General features: G+C 53.6%; 15 protein-coding genes and 1 tRNA gene. 3 read left to right on the forward strand and 13 right to left on the reverse strand.

The window, feature by feature from the left end; all coding sequences use genetic code 11:
* Window positions 1-14: 14 nt before the first annotated feature.
* The 3 genes from GS636_RS07455 to GS636_RS07465 all read right to left on the reverse strand — a co-directional run bounded on the left by GS636_RS07455 (window position 15) and on the right by GS636_RS07465 (window position 5,430).
* Window positions 15-1,430 carry an FAD-binding oxidoreductase gene (locus GS636_RS07455; protein WP_171669019.1) on the reverse strand — a complete coding sequence of 472 codons (1,416 nt, stop codon included), beginning with the start codon at window positions 1,428-1,430 and terminating at the stop codon, window positions 15-17.
* Between the two features lie 115 nt (window positions 1,431-1,545).
* The gene (locus GS636_RS07460) at window positions 1,546-1,803 is read right to left on the reverse strand and encodes a DUF4242 domain-containing protein (protein WP_171092613.1); all 258 of its coding nucleotides are present in this window, start codon (window positions 1,801-1,803) and stop codon (window positions 1,546-1,548) included.
* 27 nt (window positions 1,804-1,830) lie between these two features.
* Complete coding sequence (locus tag GS636_RS07465) at window positions 1,831-5,430, reverse strand: adenylate/guanylate cyclase domain-containing protein (RefSeq protein WP_171669020.1); 3,600 nt, start codon at window positions 5,428-5,430, stop codon at window positions 1,831-1,833.
* Window positions 5,431-6,254: 824 nt separating this feature from the next.
* Here GS636_RS07465 and GS636_RS07470 point away from each other — a divergent pair.
* On the forward strand, window positions 6,255-6,710 hold the full coding sequence (locus GS636_RS07470; RefSeq protein WP_216602855.1) for a hypothetical protein: 456 nt from the start codon (window positions 6,255-6,257) through the stop codon (window positions 6,708-6,710).
* A gap of 649 nt (window positions 6,711-7,359) precedes the next feature.
* On the opposite strand, the gene GS636_RS07475 is transcribed toward GS636_RS07470, so the two are convergent.
* The 7 genes from GS636_RS07475 to GS636_RS07505 form a co-directional block, all read right to left on the reverse strand.
* Window positions 7,360-7,704 carry a RidA family protein gene (locus GS636_RS07475; RefSeq protein WP_171183770.1) on the reverse strand — a complete coding sequence of 115 codons (345 nt, stop codon included), beginning with the start codon at window positions 7,702-7,704 and terminating at the stop codon, window positions 7,360-7,362.
* A gap of 48 nt (window positions 7,705-7,752) precedes the next feature.
* Complete coding sequence (locus GS636_RS07480; protein WP_171669021.1) at window positions 7,753-8,769, reverse strand: D-cysteine desulfhydrase family protein; 1,017 nt, start codon at window positions 8,767-8,769, stop codon at window positions 7,753-7,755.
* 16 nt (window positions 8,770-8,785) lie between these two features.
* The gene (locus tag GS636_RS07485) at window positions 8,786-9,514 is read right to left on the reverse strand and encodes a TSUP family transporter (RefSeq protein WP_171669022.1); all 729 of its coding nucleotides are present in this window, start codon (window positions 9,512-9,514) and stop codon (window positions 8,786-8,788) included.
* Window positions 9,515-9,551: 37 nt separating this feature from the next.
* Window positions 9,552-10,292, reverse strand: a complete 741-nt coding sequence (locus GS636_RS07490; protein WP_171669023.1) for an aspartate/glutamate racemase family protein — start codon at window positions 10,290-10,292, stop codon at window positions 9,552-9,554.
* 28 nt (window positions 10,293-10,320) lie between these two features.
* Entirely contained in the window at window positions 10,321-11,559 is a 1,239-nt protein-coding gene (locus GS636_RS07495) for an FAD-binding oxidoreductase (protein ID WP_171669024.1), read from the reverse strand.
* 4 nt (window positions 11,560-11,563) lie between these two features.
* Complete coding sequence (locus GS636_RS07500) at window positions 11,564-13,777, reverse strand: TRAP transporter fused permease subunit (RefSeq protein ID WP_171669025.1); 2,214 nt, start codon at window positions 13,775-13,777, stop codon at window positions 11,564-11,566.
* Window positions 13,778-13,857: 80 nt separating this feature from the next.
* Entirely contained in the window at window positions 13,858-14,865 is a 1,008-nt protein-coding gene (locus GS636_RS07505) for a TAXI family TRAP transporter solute-binding subunit (RefSeq protein WP_170377124.1), read from the reverse strand.
* Between the two features lie 137 nt (window positions 14,866-15,002).
* Here GS636_RS07505 and GS636_RS07510 point away from each other — a divergent pair, with 137 nt between their 5' ends.
* Both GS636_RS07510 and GS636_RS07515 read left to right on the forward strand, forming a co-directional pair.
* The gene (locus tag GS636_RS07510) at window positions 15,003-15,941 is read left to right on the forward strand and encodes a LysR family transcriptional regulator (RefSeq protein ID WP_253758642.1); all 939 of its coding nucleotides are present in this window, start codon (window positions 15,003-15,005) and stop codon (window positions 15,939-15,941) included.
* A 486-nt stretch (window positions 15,942-16,427) separates the two neighbouring features.
* The gene (locus GS636_RS07515) at window positions 16,428-17,708 is read left to right on the forward strand and encodes a serine hydrolase (protein WP_171669026.1); all 1,281 of its coding nucleotides are present in this window, start codon (window positions 16,428-16,430) and stop codon (window positions 17,706-17,708) included.
* Window positions 17,709-17,787: 79 nt separating this feature from the next.
* Here GS636_RS07515 and GS636_RS07520 read toward each other — a convergent pair whose 3' ends face one another.
* The 3 genes from GS636_RS07520 to GS636_RS07530 all read right to left on the reverse strand — a co-directional run bounded on the left by GS636_RS07520 (window position 17,788) and on the right by GS636_RS07530 (window position 20,307).
* Window positions 17,788-18,489, reverse strand: a complete 702-nt coding sequence (locus GS636_RS07520) for a hypothetical protein (protein WP_171669027.1) — start codon at window positions 18,487-18,489, stop codon at window positions 17,788-17,790.
* Between the two features lie 577 nt (window positions 18,490-19,066).
* Window positions 19,067-19,156, reverse strand: a tRNA-Ser gene (locus GS636_RS07525).
* A gap of 254 nt (window positions 19,157-19,410) precedes the next feature.
* Entirely contained in the window at window positions 19,411-20,307 is an 897-nt protein-coding gene (locus GS636_RS07530) for a MurR/RpiR family transcriptional regulator (protein WP_171183787.1), read from the reverse strand.
* Window positions 20,308-20,558 lie beyond the last annotated feature (251 nt).

Raw genomic sequence — 20,558 nt, forward strand, 5'->3', positions numbered from 1 at the left:
AGTTCAGGATTTCATCACGCAGGCAAGATATTGTGGTTTACCCTGAACAAGTTGGTGGGGTCGTATGTGCCCTTGATCCTAGAAAGCTTCTCACCGTTGTTACCATATGCACCTGCCATGTGGTCCGCTTCGTCTTCGGGCATAAAGTTGACATACGCACTTCCGGTCGCGTGCGGTTGCATCTGGTCGTAAAGATCTCGCGCCCAAGCAATACAATCGGCATCCTTGCTGGAATCCTCCCAACGCGTGTGAACATTCATGATGAAGTGAGCAGATCTTTGGGGATAAGCGGTCGAACCGGCCGCGACGCGCGCCATTGCTCCGCCCACATGGGCAATAAAAACTTCACACGCCGGGTCAGGAAGGCTGGAAATCGCTTCCAGAAGTCCTGAGATTGCACTCGATGAAAGTGCATCGAAATCGTGACTTTTCCAGTAATTCCGGGCACCGGGTGTCAACAACGGGTCGAAAGCGGCCTGCCAGTCTACGAACTTATGGGGCGAGATCACATCGACAATTGGTTCGCCAAGCGCGCGCAATGCTGTCATGGCTTTTTCACCTTCGTCCATCGGCCCGCTGTAGCAGGCTGCAAAGATCAACACTTCGCGCCCATGCCACTCAGCCGGCAGGAAAGGCAGAGGAGGCGCTTTTCGCATCACGCTCCAGACCGTCAACTCATCCGGGGAATTATCTGCAATAGAGGCGAATTCGACCAGAAGCTTTGGCGCATTTTCTATCGGATGAACAATAAGACCAGACAAGACATCAGGTCCGAGTTCATGCAGTTGGAACTCGAATGAGGTCACAACACCGAAGTTTCCACCCCCACCGCGAATGGCCCAGAAAAGCTCCGGGTGGCTTGCGGGCGAGGCGGTTACAATGGCACCGTCCGCGGTCACGACCTCCGCTGAGAGCAGGTTGTCGATCGTCATACCAAATTTTCGAGTGGTCCATCCAAAACCGCCGCCAAGGGTAAGGCCTGCGATGCCCGTAGTCGAATTGATGCCAACGGGAACGGCAAGTGCATGTGCTTGAGTTTCGCGATCTACGTCTGCCAACAGCGCTCCCGGCGCAACCCGAGCGGTCTTTTTGACAGGATCGACGTGAACCGACCGCATCTGCGACAGGTCAAGCATGACCGTTTCATCTGCAACAGCGTGACCAGCAATCTGATGTCCACCAGAGCGAACAGACATAACGAGGCCGGCGTCCCGAACAAAGTTCACGGCCTTCTGCACGTCACTGGCCCCCAGCGCGCGGATTACGAAGCCTGGGTAACGTTCGAACATGCTGTTCCACGTCGTTCTTGCATCCTCATATTCAGGGGAGCCCTTCTGATAGACCCCGCCACGAAGCGATGCATCAAGAGCGCCCAACGCGTCTTGCTCCACTGTTGCCGTACCACCGTCGAGTGTTTTCAGATCAAACATGCGTAAGCCTCCCTATTGTCAGGTCGGGCTTCTTGCAGCGCTGCCTCAGTCGATTTTTTTCCGTCGCGTGGTCCCGCGAAGGCGTTTCACTGAATTGGGAAAATAATGTTGCAGGTCAGGCAAAAATTCCCGGGTCGATGCGATCCACAGGTGTTATCACGTCGGCGGGAATATTCAGGCGTTCGGCCGCCTTTCTCAGGCTTTCCTCATCCGGGGCTTCGTACAAGCAGTACGTTTTGCGCTTGTCTGCACTGAGAAACGAGAAAATCCACTCGACGCCGACTTCGTCATTGATCTCTTTGATGTGAATTTTGTCATCGTCTGTAACGTTTAGTTGCTCGGCAAAATTTCTTTCAATTATGTACCTTGGCATGAAGTCCCCCAGACCAGATTTTTTACCTTAACTCGCTACTCCTTCGAGCTTTGACCTTAGGGAAACCATACTCAATTTCTGTGAAATTGCCAACGCTTCCCCTTCCAGTTGAAACGCCTGTTCCACATCAGCCGGGCGGCCGCGTTGTCTTAGTGCAGTAGCATATGCCGCCTTGCTGTGCGCGACCCAAGGTGGGCATTTCATGCGCGTGTCAATTTCTATTGCCTTCTGGAACATCTTCTCAGCGGCATCCCAGTCCTTCAGGACGGTACCCAGACTTCCGAGGCGTCGCGCAGCTGCGCCAGTGCATACTGTCGTGGCCCCAGCGGTGATCGTCAGTTCTTCGTAAGGAGCAAGCATTCTATAGAGCGTCTTGGCGTGTTCTTGATGCTGAATGGCGACACATATGTCGGCCAGATAGGACAAAGTCGTTGAATACATGGCGTCTGGTGGAAGATCGAAGCCATTGGCAGCCATTTCATTCAGTATTCGTTCGGCGGGTTCTTTGTATCCAAGCTCAGCAGCGATAAGACCAAAACCGGGCTTCCATGAAATGTCTTCGGGGCTGTCTGTCATCAGTTGCTTAATCACAGGCGCAACCTCGTGCAGTCGGTTTTGCTCGCGGCGAATGGTGAACATCTGAACTCCAAAGACGCCCTCAACATGTTCCCCATGGGTCTTTCGGCCAATTTTTACCGCTTCGGTGGCGTGTTTTTCAGCTTGCTCAAAATCGCCGTCCATAATTGCAACCATCGCGCGTGCGTGTTTCTGAACCCAATAGAGCTGCAGATGATTGTCCTTTTCCGAAATCTCTGTAAGCAAACCCAAAGAATGGTCCATCAACTCTCGGTCGGCCATCTCGGCGCCTACAAACAAGCTCAGAGTGCGATCCCGCCCTTGATCGATGCTACCAAGATGCTCGGCCACACCGTGCATAGCCTCCAGATTTTCGCGCCAATGGTGGGCTTCTCTTCCCTTCCGCGCAACGAATGGGGCCCCGAAATGCATCATCATTACCGAGAACTGGGATTTATAATCACCCAGTTTTGCGGCCAGTTCCATGGACTGCTGGCCGAAACGCGCACCTTCGGAGAACTGACCGACGAACATGTGGGCGCGCGCAAGTTGGCTCATCAATCTACACCGGCGGACTTCATCATCATCAGGCAAATCCTTCAGCGCATTATTACAGAGATCGATTGCTTCACCGTGCCTCTCGCTAGACATCATACATGAGTCAGCGAAGTGGTTGGCTGCATCGGCGGCTAACTCCACATTGTGCACTGCCCGGGCCGCTTTTGAAGCGCCCTTCAGAACCGCTATCCCTTCAGGCAATTGGCCTAGGCTGTCATGGCTGCGGCCAACCAGGATCTTGCTTTTGATCAATTCTGAATCGGAGTCTGAGCCCAGGTTTTCAGCAGCTCGTAGAGTTTCCTTAGCGTTGGCCATCGCCTCCTGGCTGGCAGATCGCGCCAAGGCCATTTCTGTCGCAATCTGCCACTTTTCAAACGCTGCCCTCCAATCCTCAGCTTCTGAAAGGTGGCGAGCGATCAGTTCGGGACGACGCTCGATCTCAGCGGACCGTGTCCGTATCAACGCACGCGCCACGTCTGCGTGTTGCCTTTTCCTAGTCGAGCTCAGCATGGACTGATAGGCGGTATCGCGGATCAGGGCGTGCCGGAATACAAAATGCCCACGATTGTGTCCGCTTTCGAAGATTATGCCGGTTCGAGAAAGCTCTTCGAGGCATTTGTTGATATCAGAATCAGCAAGACGCATCGCTGCATCCAATATGCTCGGCTCAAACTCTCGGCCAATAACAGAACCCGTGAGCGCGACCTGTTTTGCCTTGGGCGAAACCGCATCGAGACGCGCCATCAACGCGCCTTTCAAAGACGAGGGTATGTGGATTTGCCCGTGCTCTCCCGCCTCGACAATCGCTCGGGTTAATTCTTCCACGAACAAAGGTACGCCGTCGGTCTTTTCAATGATTGTAGCAATCAGAGCATCGTCTGGTTTTTTCCCGGTTATGTTTTCGACAAGGTGTGAAACATGCGCAGAATCGAACCGACGCAATACCAGAGACTGAACGTGCGTGTCCCCATCGTCTCGGGCCAATTCCCACCCGGGCCTGTGGGTTATCAGGATCATCAGAGGAAGATCGGTGCATATCGACTTAAACCGCTCCAACAAGGCTTGGGTGGAAGGATCGATCCAATGAGCATCTTCGACGCACAGAATAACCGGGCGTACGTTTGATCGCACTTGCACGGTATGGATCAAAGTTTGGATTGTTATGTCGCGTTGCTCCTGCGGTGACATCTCGAGCACCGTTCGGGCGAGCGCGCTTCGGGGTGCGACCAACGCTGCAAAGACAGGCAGAGCTTGTTTCCAGTCCAGCCCGGGCCGCGCTTCAAGCATCTTCCTGACATGTTCGAGGATCAGATTGTCGTCGAAGTCCGGTTCGACCCCGGCGTCTTGGGAAATTCGTTGGGCAACCGGATGAAATGGGCTACTGCTGAGGTAAGGGGAACAGTTCAGTCTTATGACATCGGCTTGGTCGTTTACGGCGATGTCAGCAAGAAATTCCTCTGTAAGTCGCGATTTTCCAATCCCGGCTTCACCGGACAGCAGAACAACCTCTCCGTGACCATTCTGAGCACGTTGCCATGATTGCAGTAAAATTCCCTTTTCGTAGTCCCGCCCAACCATGACGCTGTCGACATCGTCTCGATGTGAGGCCCGAAACCGGCTTTCCGCACTGCGTTCTGACATCACTTTCTGCAGATTACGTGGTTCAGCAAACCCCTTGAGCTGTGCCTGTCCAAGAGATTTAAACTCGAATATCCGATGTAAAGCTGTCTCGGTTTCCTCAACTGACAAAACGACTGAGTTTGGCTCTGCATGCTCTTGAATCCGAGCCGCAAGGTTGACGACCGGACCAGTCATGGCTCCTTCCTCATATGTGTTTTCACCAACGGTATCGCCGACCACAACATCACCGCTCGCAACTCCCAGTCTAACTGACAAAGGCTCTCCGTCAGGCGTTTTGAGTTCTTTGACACGTTGAACAGACTCAAGACTGGCTTTTACCGCCCGAATCGCGTGATCTTCGTAAGCCCGCGGCCATCCGAAAAACACTAGAAGACCATCGCCCAAGTACTTTGCAACGTAGCCACCATATCGGCTTACGGCTCCTGCAACAGCATCTTGATAGTTCTGTAGCAAGTCCCGCATGTCTTCGGGATCAAAGCGATTGGTGAGTTCAGTCGAACCTACAAGATCGGCAAACAAAACAGTTACGTGACGTCTCTCTGCAGTAGGTGGTTCAACATGCTTTTGTTTGCGCAGATCGTCACTTTGTGAATTGTCTGAGGTGGGCGCTTGTTCGCCTTCGGGCGTTTTTTCACGAGCTGCTTGTGACGGGGAGGTTGCGTTCTGTTGGTCGACTAGCTCGTGAATTGCGGCAAGAATGATTTTGCGATGACCAAGGCTTACTCCGAGATCTTTTAAGTCGTCGCCAGATAGTAGTGGCAGAACACGCGCATCGATATCGTTTTCCGCAAAAACATCTGCGTACTGACTCAGTTCGAGATCGTTTAACCATTTGTCTATTTCAGCCGACATCTTTGGATCATGCTGAGATACGCGACACTAATCAAGAAAACGCTTTCAAAACGAACTGACTATTCAATGAATGGCGTCTGTTTCAGTTTTCTTCAGGTCACTCTACAATTCCGGCTTTTGCCACCGCGTTCTAGATTTACACGACTGGCTGATTGGCTGCACACGTTTGATGATTGCCTTTGAAGGCGACTTTGTACGCAATTCGCAAGTTCAGGCAACCTAAGATTTTGCGCTCGCAGCGAACGGCAGATTCGACGGGCCGCGCCGCAGCATGGAGACTATAGAGTGAAGGTCCGTTATGGGTCGATACCAGTCCAAGCCTTCCAAATTTGGCAAATACCGTTTCGCATCCGAGGTCAGGAACGAGCCCAAAGCGGCCCTGAGAAATGACGCAACTCATCTCCCGCGGTGAATGTAGGTAACACGCTTTAGGTTGGATTGGGGTAGAATATCGAAAGGACAGAACGAGGCAGATGTCTGCCGTTCGGCTATCAGCCCACGCTCTCGTAACCCATCTAGGCCTCTATGCTTGGATCGGATCACCTGGCAACCCTATATCCTCTCTGATGGGGTCAGGCAGATGAAGGTTTTGTGCCAGGATATCCGCTTTTTCTGACAGCGTTTCCGCGCGTTCTGCAGCAGTTTCCGCTTTGGATTGCATTCGCGACTTTCTGAGTATCCACGCCTTCACCAACCAGAAGTGTCGACAGTAGGGACGCATTTCAGTCGCGTCCGAAATTGCTCCAAGCGCGAGTTACTGATCACCTGCCATCATGTGTGCAATCGAAAGGGGATAAAGCCAGTATGGCAGAAACGGATCTTCGGTGGAACGATCAACAGCCTCTACCAAACTCTTCTTCTCACAGGTTTCTCGCACCGAACTGTACGAGGGAATGGCCGCAGAGGTGGCGTGCGAAAGCAACTTCAACATTTCGATGCGGAATACTGTTCTTCCGGCAAGGATCGTCCGAATTCAGGAGCAGATTTCTTCCGGTCAGCTTTCGCCTAGCGGTCGCCTGATAGAGCCCAGTGAAAAGGCAAAAAGGGGTCAGATCGTTGTGCATCTCGATCTGGTGCACCCAGAACACCGCGAACTATTGGTGCCGGGTAGCGGTTGCATCGTCCAGTCCTACACCACCAATTTTGAAGGTGAAATGGAAGGAACTCTTGTCGCCCACGGGATCCAGGCTATGGGAATAATCAAGGCAGTCGGATTGCGGGTTAAAGCTTGGTTTGGTCTGACTTCGGGTATCGGCTTGATCGGTGGCGGACACGCCTGACTTCCCAAGGACACTCCTATTCAAAAACACGGCTCCCGATAAACGTTGGGAGCCGTTTCTACTACTCACGTACAGACCGCGCGTCAAAAAGCGAGTTCTGTCACGGCTTTCTGCTGCACGGCGAACGATTAATTGGTTCGCTCAGGCAGTCTTTTGCAAGGGACTGGCGAATGCATGCGGTGGCCCGGAATGTCAGCTTCGTCCACGTTGCAGGCATTCATTGAATCCTGCCGTACGTCTGCTTCGAGCCCAAAGGAGACTTAGGTGATGAGTGCAGCAATTTTCGTTTAGGGCGTATAGTGGATATTAGTTGCATCTGTGGTAAAATCCACTCCTGATTTTCAGAGTGGGCATTCACTGCTAAGCGTTTGTGCTTCGAAATTGGCTGCTCAAGGCTTAGCTGCCTGCGGAAGCGGCATAGCGCTTGGGCTGCGGCTGATGACCACGATTGCAGATCAGGTACGTAGGATTATCGGCCGTTCTTTTTTCAACGCGCAACGAGAGTTGTCGCCCGTTGGAAGTGCAAATGGGACTGCAGCTTAAGAACCGGTAGCTCTTTTTCGCAAGAAATGGCGCATTAACTGAGAACTTATGCCTGCTATACTTCGAACACCACTCCGTCGATCTTGCAAAAACTCCCGGTAGGGATTCAGTCACAGGCTGCCGTTACAATCATTTCAACTTTCAAAACACTTCGGGCAAGCTTGGACTCTCCGCAGGCACGGGCTGGAGCGTGGCCTTCAGGCACCCAGGCGTCCCAGACGTCATTCATTTCGGAAAAGTCCTTCATGTCAGCTAGCCAGATTTCGCATTTCAGAATACGGGTTTTGTCGCTGCCAGCTTTGGTCAACAGGTCTTCAACCTTCGTTAGGATGTCGCGTGTTTGTTCGGCAACTGTAGGTGCGTCTGAGGTTTGACCGCATAGGTATGCGACGCCGTTGTGCTTGACGATACGGCTCATGCGCTGGCCGGTTTCGATCCGGGTGATAGTCATGTTTTGTGTCTTTCCAGTAGGGGAATTTTGGGGTGGTGATAGGTGGGTTCAGGATAGGCCGCTTACCAATTCGTTTTCGTATCCGAAGAGTGCAGGCAACCCGCCCGTATGCAGCATGACAACTTTTTGGCCGGGTTGAATTACTCCTTCACGCACCAAGTGCAACAACCCTGCGAAGGTTTTCGCAGTATAGACGGGGTCAAGGAAAATTCCTTCGCTGCGCGCCATCTTTTCCAAGGCCGATCGTGTCATTCCACTTAGCTTGCCGTAACCTGGGGAAAGCGCGCAATCTGAAACGTTGATCCTATCCAGCAAAGGTGCTGCGTCTATGTCCAGTAAATCCGCCAGCTTATGCAGCACAGTATCCATTCGAGCCTTTTGTTTGTCGCGATCCCGGCGCACGCAGACGCCAAACACAGAAGAGGTATTTCCCGCCAACGTCAGTCCTGTCAACAAGCCTCCATGTGTTGCGCCGCTGCCCGAGGGAACGACGACCGCATCGAAATCCGACATCTGCTGGCACAGTTCATTTCCGGCGACGACATAACCCAAGGCACCCAACGGCGGATGGTCCAATCCCAGGTGAATGACATAAGGTTTGCGACCCTCAGCCTTCAGTTCGTCGGCACGCGCGTGCAATGCGGCGTCGGCACCGGATTCGTCCTCACCCTCGGGATAGCTCATATGTTCGGCGCCCAGAATTTTTGCTAGCAGCACATTTCCGGAGGTGTAGTACTCTTTGCCCATATCTGGGACACGCTCTTCCAGTTGCAGGACGGATTGCATGCCCAGTTTTGCTGCGGCGGCTGCAGAAGAACGAACAAAGTTGGACTGAACTGCGCCAGTGATCAAAATGGTATCCGCACCTTCCTGAAGAGCATCACCAAAATAGAACTCGAGCTGCCGCGTTTTGTTTCCACCAAACCCAAGCCCGGTCAGGTCATCGCGTTTCAGCCAAAGGTCGATGCCCAATTCCGAAGACAATTTGTCCAACCGCTCCAAAGGAGTTGGACTTGACATGAAGTGGGCACGAGGAAATCTGTCCAGTTTGTTGTCTTGTGTCATCGTCTGCCCTTTGAGTTCACACAATCGTAAATGCGCGATGAAAGAGAACGCTGCAAGCTATCAGAGAAACCACGCGGATAGCCGTTGTGACCAAGGTCTGCGGTAAATGGGACCCAACCGCACGACCCAAAAGGCTGCCGATCAGCGTGAGTACGACAAAGCCCCATAGCTGCGGGCCATAGGCAAAGGCTTGCGTCTCGGACAAGCTGTGCAACAGGAAGGCGACTCCGTACGCCAGCAGCGCAATGGGTTGAACCAACCTGGCAACCTCTTTGGCTGGGTAGCCTTTCGCAATCAATCCGAAAGCCATTAAAGGGCCGGGTGTCGCTGCCCAAACAGTCGCCAGCCCGGACAAGCCGGAAACGGTCGAAAACCCAACTGTTCCAATTGAGCGACGTAAGGGTAGCAAGGTCGTCAAAAGCCCGATCAGCAACAGGCTGGCCGTGAGAGCAAGGACAAACGCCTCGCTCAGCCAAGGGTGTACAACAAGGCCCGCGACCACTCCGACGAGGCATCCGATGATGGCCGTGCGAATGGTCTGACGGTCGGTCTTCAGCACCTCGCGGTCTATCGCAACCGCGGAAACGACGGTGTTCAGTAGCAGTAGTACTGGAACGGCTGTCGACGTACCAAGCAGGATCATCATTGGCGGTCCAGCAAGGATGCTGAAACCGATACCAACGCCGACTTGCAGCATTGCTCCCAGGCCTATGGCAACCATCAGGATGGTTAGGTCAACGGACACTTAAACCCTCCGAGCCCCGCGCTAAACTGCTGTTCCTCTAGGTCCAAGGCATGATGCCAACATAGGATTTGCGTGTCGCCACGGTATGCGCCATCTGCGCCAGTGTCGTCAAATCGAAGACCGGAAGTTGCAACTCGTCCTGAAGGCGCGCCGCATAAGGCGGCAAATCGGTGCATTCCAACACCAGCGACCGTATGTCCGGCGCCTGAAGTTTAAGTCGCCGCGCCGCCTCAAGGACTTCAGCTTCAACTAGATCGGTGTCCATGCGGGTGCGCGTGTTTTGCAGGATCACCTCGGCGAATTCGCTGGTGTCCTGCAAACCTTGCACCGAGACGGGAATGCCTGCTGCACCGACACCTTCGAAATGCTTCGGCGTCAGAGCAGTTGCATCTGCGGTCAACACGCCCACCGGGGCATTCGCCCCGGTCATTTGAAAGGCCAGAGGAACCTGTATCAAGCTGGATGCAAAGACAGGTACGGAAACAGCCGCAGCCAATTCCTTTTGAAACAAAGCCAGAAATCCGCAGCTTCCAGTAATTGCCCGAACGCCCTCGGCCTCAAGCCGTTGCGCGCCCTTAATAAAAGGCGCCAGCAACTCGGGCGTCGGGTTGTTTAGCAGGGTCGGGACGGTGATGCCGTCGATCATTTCGTAAAGAACAGGAAACGGGAGGCTAGACGGATTCTTGATGTGCCCAGGCGGTTTGGGGAAATAGCTTTCAAGGCACAGAACCCCGATCGAAGCCCCGCAGATGTTTTGGCCGCCTTCATAAATTGGCATGGTGCTCAGGTCCTTTCGAATAGGGGATTTAGAAACGGGCCAGCGAGAATGAGTCCAGGTTAATATTCGGGCTGCATCCCGAAACCAGATCCGCCACAAGCTCTCCGGTTTTTGGCGCCATCATCAACCCGTAATGAGAATGGCCGAACGCGGTAAAAAGCCCGTGCTTTCCGTTCAGCGGCCCAATCGCTGGCAGACTATCGGGAAAAGAGGGGCGCCGACCCATCCAGAACTTTGCCTCGCCAGTATTGAGGTCCGGTACCAAAGACTTTGCCTGATCGGTGAGTATCTTTTCCTTTCGCGGATCGGCTGGCGCATCGACACTGCCAAACTCGGCTGTGCCAGCAACCCTCAGACCGCCCTGCATTGAACTTGCGACGACCTTTGCGTCCACATCCATGACAGAGTTGTTCAGCACAGCAGAAGGAGCCGGAAATTCAACGTGGTAACCCCGCTCGGCCACCAACGGTACTGGTATGCCAAGGGGTTTGAGCAAGTCGGCAGACCACACTCCGGCCGCTAGGACAATATTGCGCGCGTGCAGCGTGTCATGTGACGTGGCAAGCTGCCAAATGCCGTCTTCGCTGTGGCTCAGCTTGATGACTTCGGACCGCACAAACTCAGCCCCTTGCGCACGTGCTTTTTCGGCCAATACAGCGCCCAAACGCCCGGGAGACGTTGCGCGAGCCTGACCTTTGATCACAATCGCAGCCTTGAGGTCCTTTGACAGCGCCGGTTCCAGGCGCCGCAATTCGACGCCATCGACACGCTCCAATTCACCGCCTTTTTCCTGGCGGATCAGATAGCCAAGATCATTCAGGTTGGCCTGTTCAGGATTGCGGAACGCGTGGATATAGTAACTGTCCGCGATCAACGCATCATGCCCGGTGCCCTGCAGGTGCCGACGATACAGATCAATGGACGGGCGGCATAAAAGCTCCATCGCATCCGAGGCTTCGCGAACCGACTTTTCGCCGGACTTACCCAAAAACCGTAGCCCCCACGGGATCATCTTCGGCCAGAACGACGCCCGGACTGAAAGCGCGCTTTTCGGGTCCAACAGCATTTGCGGCAGCTTTTTCCAAATGCCCGGAACTGCCTGCGGAATGATCGACCAGGGCGACACCACCCCCGCATTACCGAACGAGGTTTCCTGCCCCGGATCACTCCGGTCGATTAGACGGACCGGTATGCCGCGGTCCTGCAGCGACAGCGCGCAACAGATGCCGACGATTCCTGCGCCGATGATGGTCACTTGCTCTTTCATCGCATCAGGCCGTGGAAGGGCTGCGGTTGCGCGCGATCAGTTGGATGACAATGACCGGTGAGGCCACCGCTAGCGCGATCAGGTCAGCCGTCAGGCTGGGCGCGACAAAGATCACCCCCGCAATGGCCATTAGGATACGCGACGCGATGTTCAGCGGCTTCAGCCAGTATCCGACCACGGCCGCAGATAGGGCAATGACCCCGGCGATACAGCTGGTGGCGGTATAGGTGAACTCCCACAGGTTGAACCCGGTTGAGGACACGAAAAGCAGGACGGGCGCATAGACAAAGGCCATTGGCGCAATCACCTTGCCCAATCCCAGCGTGAAGGCGGACAACCCTGTTCGGAACGGGTTGGAGTTCGCAATGGCTGCCGCCGCATAGGCCGAGGTACAGACCGGAGGCGTGATCTCGGACACCACTCCATAGTAGAGCACGAACAAGTGGCTCGCGATCGGCGGGACACCCAGCTGCGCCAGCGCGGGCTGCGCGACCGAGACCAGCATGATATATAGTGCGGTGGTCGGGATGCCTGCACCCATCAGGATGCAGACGATGGCAATGAAGACCAGCGAGATGAACAGTTGCAGGTCTTCCATCGCAAACAACTGCCAGCTGCCGAACGAGATCATGTTATACAGGTCCGCCGCCAGATTGCCCGCGCCTTGTGTCACCATGAATCCGATGCGGAAACCGATCCCAGTTGTGTTGATCACGCCGACCACGATACCGACCGCAGCGGCTGCCGCTCCTACGGCCAGCGAGTATTTCACGCCCAACTCAACCGCTTGCAGCATCTCGGGTACTTCAATGCGTTTTTGCGGGTTCAGCGTGGCGATCACCGACAAGGCACACAGGATCGCTGTCATCTTCAGATCGAACCCGCCATCCGAGAATTTCCATAGCACGAAGGCCAGAAACGCCGCGGCATAGATCAGCGTGGGCGGTTGTTTGATGCGCGACATGCCAGCGATCACCGCCAGAGAAATGCCGCAGAAGGCGGACATGAACGGCGTATATCCTGTGAACAGCACGACCAGCAGACCGATCAGAGGTACAATGTTGGCCCAACCTTCAGCCCAGACGGCCTTGAGCTGCGGCAGTTGCTCTTTCGCCAAGCCCTGCAGGTTCAGTTTGCGTGCCATCAGGTGCACCACGGCAAAGACGCCGACATAGTGAAGGATCGCGGGGAAGATCGCGGCGATGACGATGGTGGTGTAGGGCACCTCAAGGAACTCGGCCATGATGAAGGCCGCTGCCCCCATGATCGGCGGCGTGATTTGCCCTCCGGCTGACGATGCGGCTTCGACGCCGCCCGCAAAATGGCCGGGGTACCCTAGGCGCTTCATGTTGGGAATGGTCAGCGCGCCGGTCGAAACGGTGTTGGCCACCGAAGAGCCCGAGATCGTGCCGAAGAACGCCGAGGATACCACCGACACTTTTGCCGGCCCGCCGGTATAGCGGCCCGCCAAAATGGTTGCGTTGTCGATGAAGAGTTGTCCCAATCCGGTGCGCTGCGCGATCACGCCGAACAGGACGAAATGGAACACGATGGTCGAGACGACCCAGAGAGTGACGCCATAGATGCCTTCCTGCGGGAAATACATCGACGACACGAAGGTTTTGAAGTTCACACCTGGATGCTGCAGCAAGCCGGGAAAGTACGGACCCAACAGAGCGTATGAGATAAACACACAAATAATCAGTGGCAGCACCCAACCTAGCGTGCGGCGGGCGATGTCCAGAACCAATAGGATGATGACTACGCCCAAAACCACGTCAAAGGTGTTCGGGTTGCCCATTCGGAATGTCTGTTCCTCGATCCCCAGAAACGGAATGCCGCGCCAGGCGACCCCAACATACAGCGCTGCAATGATCCCCAGCGCCATGAAGACCAAGTCGTACAGAGGGATGTTGCCGATACGGAACCGGCTGACCTTGAGCGCATAGAGGTTTTTGGAGCCAATTATCGGAATTGTCGCGTAGACCAGAATGAACAGTAGCGCCAGATAGATACCCATGTGCCAATGGTCGGCTGGCAGGCCGAAACCGGCTGTGAAGAATTCGTAGAACGCAAGGATCAGGGCAACAACGCGCAGTACCTTGCCTGCGGTGGGCGTGACTTGCCGTACGGCGGCGCCTTCGTCGAACTGTTCTTCGATGGCGGACAGTTCCTCGGCCGTCAGTTCGTGGTCATCAAGTTTCTGGGTCTCGGACATGATGGCCCCCCGATTTCGCATAATTCCAGAGTGCGGTGCCCCGAGCAGGGGCACCGACGACAAGTGTCAGTAAGCTAAAATTACTGAAGCAGACCGGCTTCTTTATAGAATTTCTCGGCCCCAGGATGCAGAGGTACACCCAGCGCCTCGACACCATCCAGCGCCGTGTCGGGAGTGATCTGCTTGCCTTTGGCGTGACCATTGTCCAGCAGCTTGCGGGTATTGTCGTTCCACAGCGCCTTGGTCAGGCCGTAGACCAGTTCGTCAGACAATTCCGAAGACACAACCAGCATTGCACTGACCGCCGGGGTCTTGGTTTCACCGTCGATACCTTCATAAACGCCACCTGGGATGGCCGAGGGGATGTATGCCGGGATGATCTCGTTGATCTTCGCCATGTCTTCGTCGCTGAAGGAATGCAGATTCATGCCCTTAGTTGACGATAGCTGCACCATTGCCGCAACAGGCCAGCCTGCAGCGTAGAAATAGGCATCCAATTGACCGTCAGCCAGACGCTCGGCGCTTTGGCTGTTGTTCAGCTCGGCCTCATCCATGTTGTCACGGTTGACGCCCCAAGCATCCAGCATCTGCAGCACGGCAACCTGTGTACCGGAACCGGCTTGCGCGATGCCGACGCGCTTGCCTTCAAGATCGCTCAGATCGTTGATTGTCTCACCGGCAGGCAGAACCAAGTGGAGGTCTTCGGGGAACAGGTTGGCCACGATGCGGAGATTGGGGTGAGGTTTGCCCTCGAACTTGCCCTCACCCAGATACATCGAGCGGGTGACGTCAGCTGCGGCCAGGCCGGCCTCAAGCTCTCCGTTCTGAACGGCGGCGTTGTTGAACACCGAAGCGGTGGTGGATTGAGCGATAGCAATCAGGCCCGGTACGCCGCACTGGCCGCCTTCTTCGCAGGGGCGCGAACCCGGCGGGGCGGAGATTCCATTTGCGATGGTGCCGCCGATGGGGAAGTAAGTTCCGCCTGCGCCGCCCGTACCGATGCGGAAAAAAGTTGGGTCTTGCGCCAATGCAGGGGCGGCAAGCGCGCCTGCCAGAGCCAGTCCCGTCAAACATTTCACAAATTTCATCATCATCTCCCTTGTTGGATCGTCGGATTCGGTTTGGCCGAATTTCGATCCTGCAAGCGTAGTAGCAATTTTCATAAATACAAATTTGTTATATTTCATAAAACTAAGGTTTGGCTTATACATCGACCATGAACCTTATGCAGTTGACCGTTTTTCGCGAGGTGATGGAGACCGGCTCTATCTCTCAAACAGCCAAGAAACTGAACCGCACCCAGCCTGCGATCAGTCTGGCCTTGAAGAACCTTGAAAAGACCCTTGGCCTGACACTGTTCGAGCGTAAGGGACGGCGATTGGTCCCGGTTCCCGAAGCGCATTACCTTTTGGCCGAAACAACTGGTATTCTGGACCGCCTAGCGACGATTTCCAGTACAATGGAAGGGTTGATTAAAGGGCATTCCGGCAGTCTGAATATCGCTACAATGCCGGGCCCATCCGCTTTCTTGTTCCCGCGTTTCATCAGCCAATCTGTCGGCGAAAACCCAGAGATACGTATCACATTGTCTACACGCAGTTCGCCTCAGATTATAGAGCTTGCGGGAACGCAGAATATTGATTTCGGCTTTGCAGACTTCGATCATTCAACCGGGAAAGAGCCTCAGTATTCAACAGAGCTGATCCGGGCAGATTGTTTTTGTGCCGTTGATCGTGACAGCCCGCTTGCTTCACGCAGGACCGTATCCATTTCCGATCTCGACGGAGCGCCTATGGGAGGATTGCATGCCACGCACCCGTTCCAGCGTAAAATTCGACAAGAGTTTCAGGATGTTTCAGCTGACTACAACCCAACAGTGACCTGTCAATACTTTCTGCCGCTGATACCCTTTGTGAGCTCAGGTCAGTGTTATTCAATCGTGGATCCGTTGACCGTAGCGACCGAACAAGAACTAAACCTGTCCAACGGGAAAGTTGCGTTCGTGCCCTTCGAAAAGCCGCTCAGATATGAATATGCGCTCCTTGAGCCCGATCACCGACCACCGTCTCAACTGGCTTTAAAGATCAAAGCGGGCTGGAAAGCCGAAGTATTAAAGATGTTGGCAGAGGTGAAAGCCAACCCTCGTGCAATTGGGATGGATTAAGCCGGAAGCGAACAAAGCTGAATAACACTGTTTTACAAACAGAAAACTGATGGGAAGGAGGGTTAACTTGGATCGACTTGCGACGAGTAGGTGTATATCGGCTAGGTGACCGGAACCTCAAGTTTCTTGGACCGGACCGAAGGTTCGCTTAGTCCCGCTTAGCGGTCACCGCCGCCGTCACTGGGAAAGGTCTCCAGTGCGGACAAAGCCGCCTTATGCTCATCGCTTTCTGGTAACTGGTCTCACACCGAAGCGGACCTTCCTTTCGAGCTTTACATCCTCCGAGATGCGTACGAAGCGGGTACTGCTCAAGGCGACTAACGCACAGTATCTGCCATCCGTCGCTTGCGACTAATAAACTGTCCTACCAGAGATTAATTCGCAGTCGTCTGACAGCCTCTGGCCCAAACACAAGGGGCTAGACACCAGAGCTGAAGCGTGGCTGGATTGCTTAGAGATTGTCTAGTCGGACGGAGATCCTCAAAATTGAAAAGAAATGCAAACAAGCTGTTAGTAACTTCCGCTATTGCTATCGCTCTGTTGGCCTCCGGTGCGGTATTTACTGCTTCTACACAACCAGCAAGCGCAGAGGCTGGTTATTTCTGGGATGAAACCGTTGGGTCTGTAGATAGAAGCCCTTGGATATTTGAAGGTACAAATGTTTTTGGCGAATTAGCACGAGTTCCACCGTCAGATTGGATGCGTACTTTGGAAAAAGCGGCATACCCAACTGAGCTTGAGACTTTTGTTTTCACAGCTAGCAATAATGAAGAACAGAACATCAACGATTGGTTGCATCAAACGCATACCGATAGCTTTTTGATTTATCACGATGGCAAATTGGTCGCTGAAAAGTACTTCAATGGCATGAGAGCTGATACGCCTCACCGCATTCACTCGATCACCAAGACTGTGTTGGGTATGGTAGCAGGGCTGGCGGTTGAGGCGGGAGAATTAGATCCTAAAAAGCTGATCACCGAATACCTGCCAGAGTTGGAAGGCCCAGCATTCAAAAATACAACGGTTAGACACCTACTTGATATGACCGCTGCTGTTGATTGGAAAGATGCTTCTAGCGGCTACTTAGAAGACGCCGGTGATCTGTTCTGTGCGTTTGGTCAGGACCTCTCTGAAAAAATTGAAATTTGTGATACGGAGTCTGGCGTTAAAGAGTACATGATCTCTCTTAGTGATCGCGAGACCTTGGTAGAAGACGGTGAAGTTTATAGTTACCGTTCAGTGCTATCTGCGTTGCTGGGTATGGTTATCGAGTCAGCAACTGGAGAAAGCTATCTGGATGTACTGGCCGAGTTGTGGCAGGACATCGGTGCTCAGGATCCTGCATATACCGAACTAGGGCCCAAAAGGATTGTGCAAACGAGTGGTGGGTTATTTACCAGCTCTCGTGACCTATTGCGGTTTGGCATAATGATGCTGGACAACGGAAAGGTTAACGACACTCAAGTTATTCCTCCTGATTGGATAGCTGACACGATTCAAGCAAATGATGACGTTATCGCAGCTTATGAGAAAAGCGCATATTCAGAGGTGTTTGAAGGCTTCCACTACCGTAATCAAGTTTGGGTGAAAGACAGAGAAAAAGGTGCGTTTTATGGCATTGGTGTCTATGGGCAGCTGTTGTATGTGAACCAAAAAGCCAATGTGGTTATGGTGAAGCTATCAAGCCAGCCGGACGTTCAAAATACACCTATGTACCTGGATTCTATGGTTGCGATGAAAAGCATTTCAGAGACTTTGAGCAAATGAAATTCAAGGCGTCTTAGTCTCTAAAGCACAGCTAAACGGCTCGGCTTATACTACGGAAAGACTTAACAGTGTCGTCGGGTTAGTACCGGGTGACCTCGACTGCGACCGCAGCAAACACCACACCAATCAACAGAGCTTTTGTATTCACTGCCGAAAGGCTGGGTAGTTTGACCCGAAGAGACAGGGCTATTATCACACCCCCTGTTAACCCAGTCGCAATCGAATAGATCATGCTACTTTTGTCTGCGTTGAGACCGATCAATATGCCGACTGCAAGCGACGCGACAAAGTATGCGCGTAGCCATCCAGACATGTGTCCGGGGTGGGTCTTATAGAGAAAGATATTCACCCCAAACAAATGCAGTGAATAGGCCAACGTTCCAACTGCGTACAGCTCAGGTGATGTTCCGGTCGTTTGCATGACGGTAATGGCGAGCAAGCAGTTATAGGTTCCAAGTGCCACTGTGTCCAAGCCAAGCGACAACCTGTTATCGGCCCCCGTGTCGCGACTGGCTTCCAGCAAGTAGTAAATGAGAAATCCTAGGAGCGAATAACCGAACAGCGAGTTTTCCCATTTCCCATTTGCAGCCAAATCGGCCGACAATTCACCGATTTTTGGCAGTAAGAAAAGGAAAGCATAGCCAAGTCCGATCCCAGATGAAAAATCAGAAAGCCAGCCTGCTAGGCCGGGGAATCTCTGGTAGAAAGACACGCAGAAGACGTGAACAGTGCCGATGACTGCAATCGATGTTATCGCGAGGTATGTCGAAGCGTCGAACACGGCTAAGATCCAATGATCACATTACAATTTGTATGAGACACCCCTTGGGAGCGTTTGCACAACCCAAAAAGTGAAGAAGGTGCGGTTTGAACAGAACACTCAACGACAGCTTTCCGGACTTCATGCCATGTTTCTTCGAGGTCAGACCAGCGGGGTTTTTCGTTTTGGCGTTCATGATTTGCTCCATTATTGCGTGTTAGAACACCAGTTTCCTCCCACAGTCCCACCGAAAAACTCTGTCGTACCGTGGGACAAAATGAAGACGCTGCTATCGGCCTATGTCCGCTTGATCCCACAGCGCGTTTCCTGAGGTAGATTCCGATAAGGTTCGCTTTACTCAAGCAGTGATGGCTACACACTCCTTTTGGGATTGGGCGGCAATGGTTTTATGAAAGGTGCGGCAATCGCATTAGAATACGCAATTTAGATACGAAGTACGAAGCAGCCAGTGGGTTGCAGTTGGGCATAGCTGATTCACCCGTTGCATTAGGTGGCAACCAAGCGCATTTGGGATGGCGGGTTTTTTAGCGGGTACCGCAATTAGTGCCCAAAAATACCATTTAAATTCAATGATATATGGCGGAGACGAAGGGATTCGAACCCTCGAGACGGTTTCCCGCCTACTCCCTTAGCAGGGGAGCGCCTTCGACCACTCGGCCACGTCTCCGCCGACGGGTATATCCTTGCAAACACTGGAAATACAAGGCCATTTGTCGACGGTTTGACAGTTTTATTGAATTTTCCGGAAATCATTGAAATTGCTTGGATTCACGTGGCGAATGGTGAATTGCGACGCAATTCGCACACTGTTTTTCAATCTGCGCATCGCCGAGGCGTTTCAAAACTCGAGCCGAAAGCAAAGGGCGCGTAACCTGAGTCTCGTGAAATCTGCCGATCACAACCGGTGTCAACTGAACCGGTTCAACGGGGCCATTCGGGTTCAGCCGCGTAGATGCCAAGTTGATGGCGGCGGCGGTGGAACCGCTCGACCCGTTCGACGATCTCGTCGCTGGAAACGGCGATCACAAAGGACAGCAGGGTTTCAAGCAATGCTATGGTTGAAACGGACGATGGGAAAAATTGGGGCGTATCTGCAGATACAACGAATCCGTGATGGGCGTTCAGGATGACAGGGCTGGCCGGGCTGTCCGATATCCCCACAACTGTCAGGCCCTGTTGGCGTGCCAGTTTGATCGCCTCGATCACTTCGGTGCGGTAAGGGTGACATGTGATTGCGATCAACACATCTTGTTCGTCAGCCCATGCCAGATCATCGACCGGCGTGGATCCGGGGCGTGGAATGGCATGGAACTGCTTCATTCCTGTGGAGGCCAGGTAGGTGAAATTGCGCGCGTTTGAGTTGTTGACGCCCACGCCCAAAGTGAAAATCTGCCGACAATTCCAGATGTCTTCTGCAGCCGATTTCAAGCGCTCAGCGTCAATACCGGCAAAGGTTTCTTCGATGTTCCGTATCGCTGCACCGATCATGTCGGCGTAAAGTGTACCCAGCTCTCCGGACTTACCGATGTCTTGCAGCCAACGGGCGCGGTCCGGGAACGAGATTTGACCCTTGCGGATCGCGTCGCGAAACGGTTCGCGGAAATCGTCATACCCGTCAAAGCCAACTTGCCGTGCCATGCGTACAAAGGTGTTGGGCTTAACCTTTGCAGCCTCGGCAATTTCACGCACGGTCGAAACCCCAACATCCGTTGGGTTTTCCAAAACATACCGTGCGGCTTTTTGCGCTTCGGGTGTAAGGGCGTCCCACTCGTCAGTCAGGCGGTTCAGGACAGCTTGGGATACGTTTGTGTCATTCATGGTTGACGATGGTACAAATGTGAAATTAGCGTGTCGAGCAGAAACGCGACTCGCGATGAGGAACGATCATGTCCGCGAATGAATTGCCATCACTCTTGCATGCGGTGATCGCAGACTATGACTAATTTGCCATGGACGTGAAGCGTATTGCGCACAGGTGCAACTGTGCTTGCGAAAAGACCACCGCGCCAGCCGACGAACAGCGCATTGCGCGCGCTGGCAGGACGTTTCTGATTGGGGGTATTGCACCG

This window comes from Ruegeria sp. HKCCD4884, assembly GCF_013110855.1.
Classification (GTDB): Bacteria; Pseudomonadota; Alphaproteobacteria; order Rhodobacterales; family Rhodobacteraceae; genus Ruegeria.

Coding starts and splice junctions, on each gene's coding strand:
- GS636_RS07455 (WP_171669019.1), bottom strand. CDS start 1,430: ATGTTTGATCTGAAAACACTCGACGGTGGTACGGCAACAGTGGAGCAA.
- GS636_RS07460 (WP_171092613.1), bottom strand. CDS start 1,803: ATGCCAAGGTACATAATTGAAAGAAATTTTGCCGAGCAACTAAACGTT.
- GS636_RS07465 (WP_171669020.1), bottom strand. CDS start 5,430: ATGTCGGCTGAAATAGACAAATGGTTAAACGATCTCGAACTGAGTCAG.
- GS636_RS07475 (WP_171183770.1), bottom strand. CDS start 7,704: ATGACTATCACCCGGATCGAAACCGGCCAGCGCATGAGCCGTATCGTC.
- GS636_RS07480 (WP_171669021.1), bottom strand. CDS start 8,769: ATGACACAAGACAACAAACTGGACAGATTTCCTCGTGCCCACTTCATG.
- GS636_RS07490 (WP_171669023.1), bottom strand. CDS start 10,292: ATGCCAATTTATGAAGGCGGCCAAAACATCTGCGGGGCTTCGATCGGG.
- GS636_RS07495 (WP_171669024.1), bottom strand. CDS start 11,559: ATGAAAGAGCAAGTGACCATCATCGGCGCAGGAATCGTCGGCATCTGT.
- GS636_RS07500 (WP_171669025.1), bottom strand. CDS start 13,777: ATGTCCGAGACCCAGAAACTTGATGACCACGAACTGACGGCCGAGGAA.
- GS636_RS07505 (WP_170377124.1), bottom strand. CDS start 14,865: ATGAAATTTGTGAAATGTTTGACGGGACTGGCTCTGGCAGGCGCGCTT.
- GS636_RS07510 (WP_253758642.1), top strand. CDS start 15,003: ATGCAGTTGACCGTTTTTCGCGAGGTGATGGAGACCGGCTCTATCTCT.
- GS636_RS07530 (WP_171183787.1), bottom strand. CDS start 20,307: ATGAATGACACAAACGTATCCCAAGCTGTCCTGAACCGCCTGACTGAC.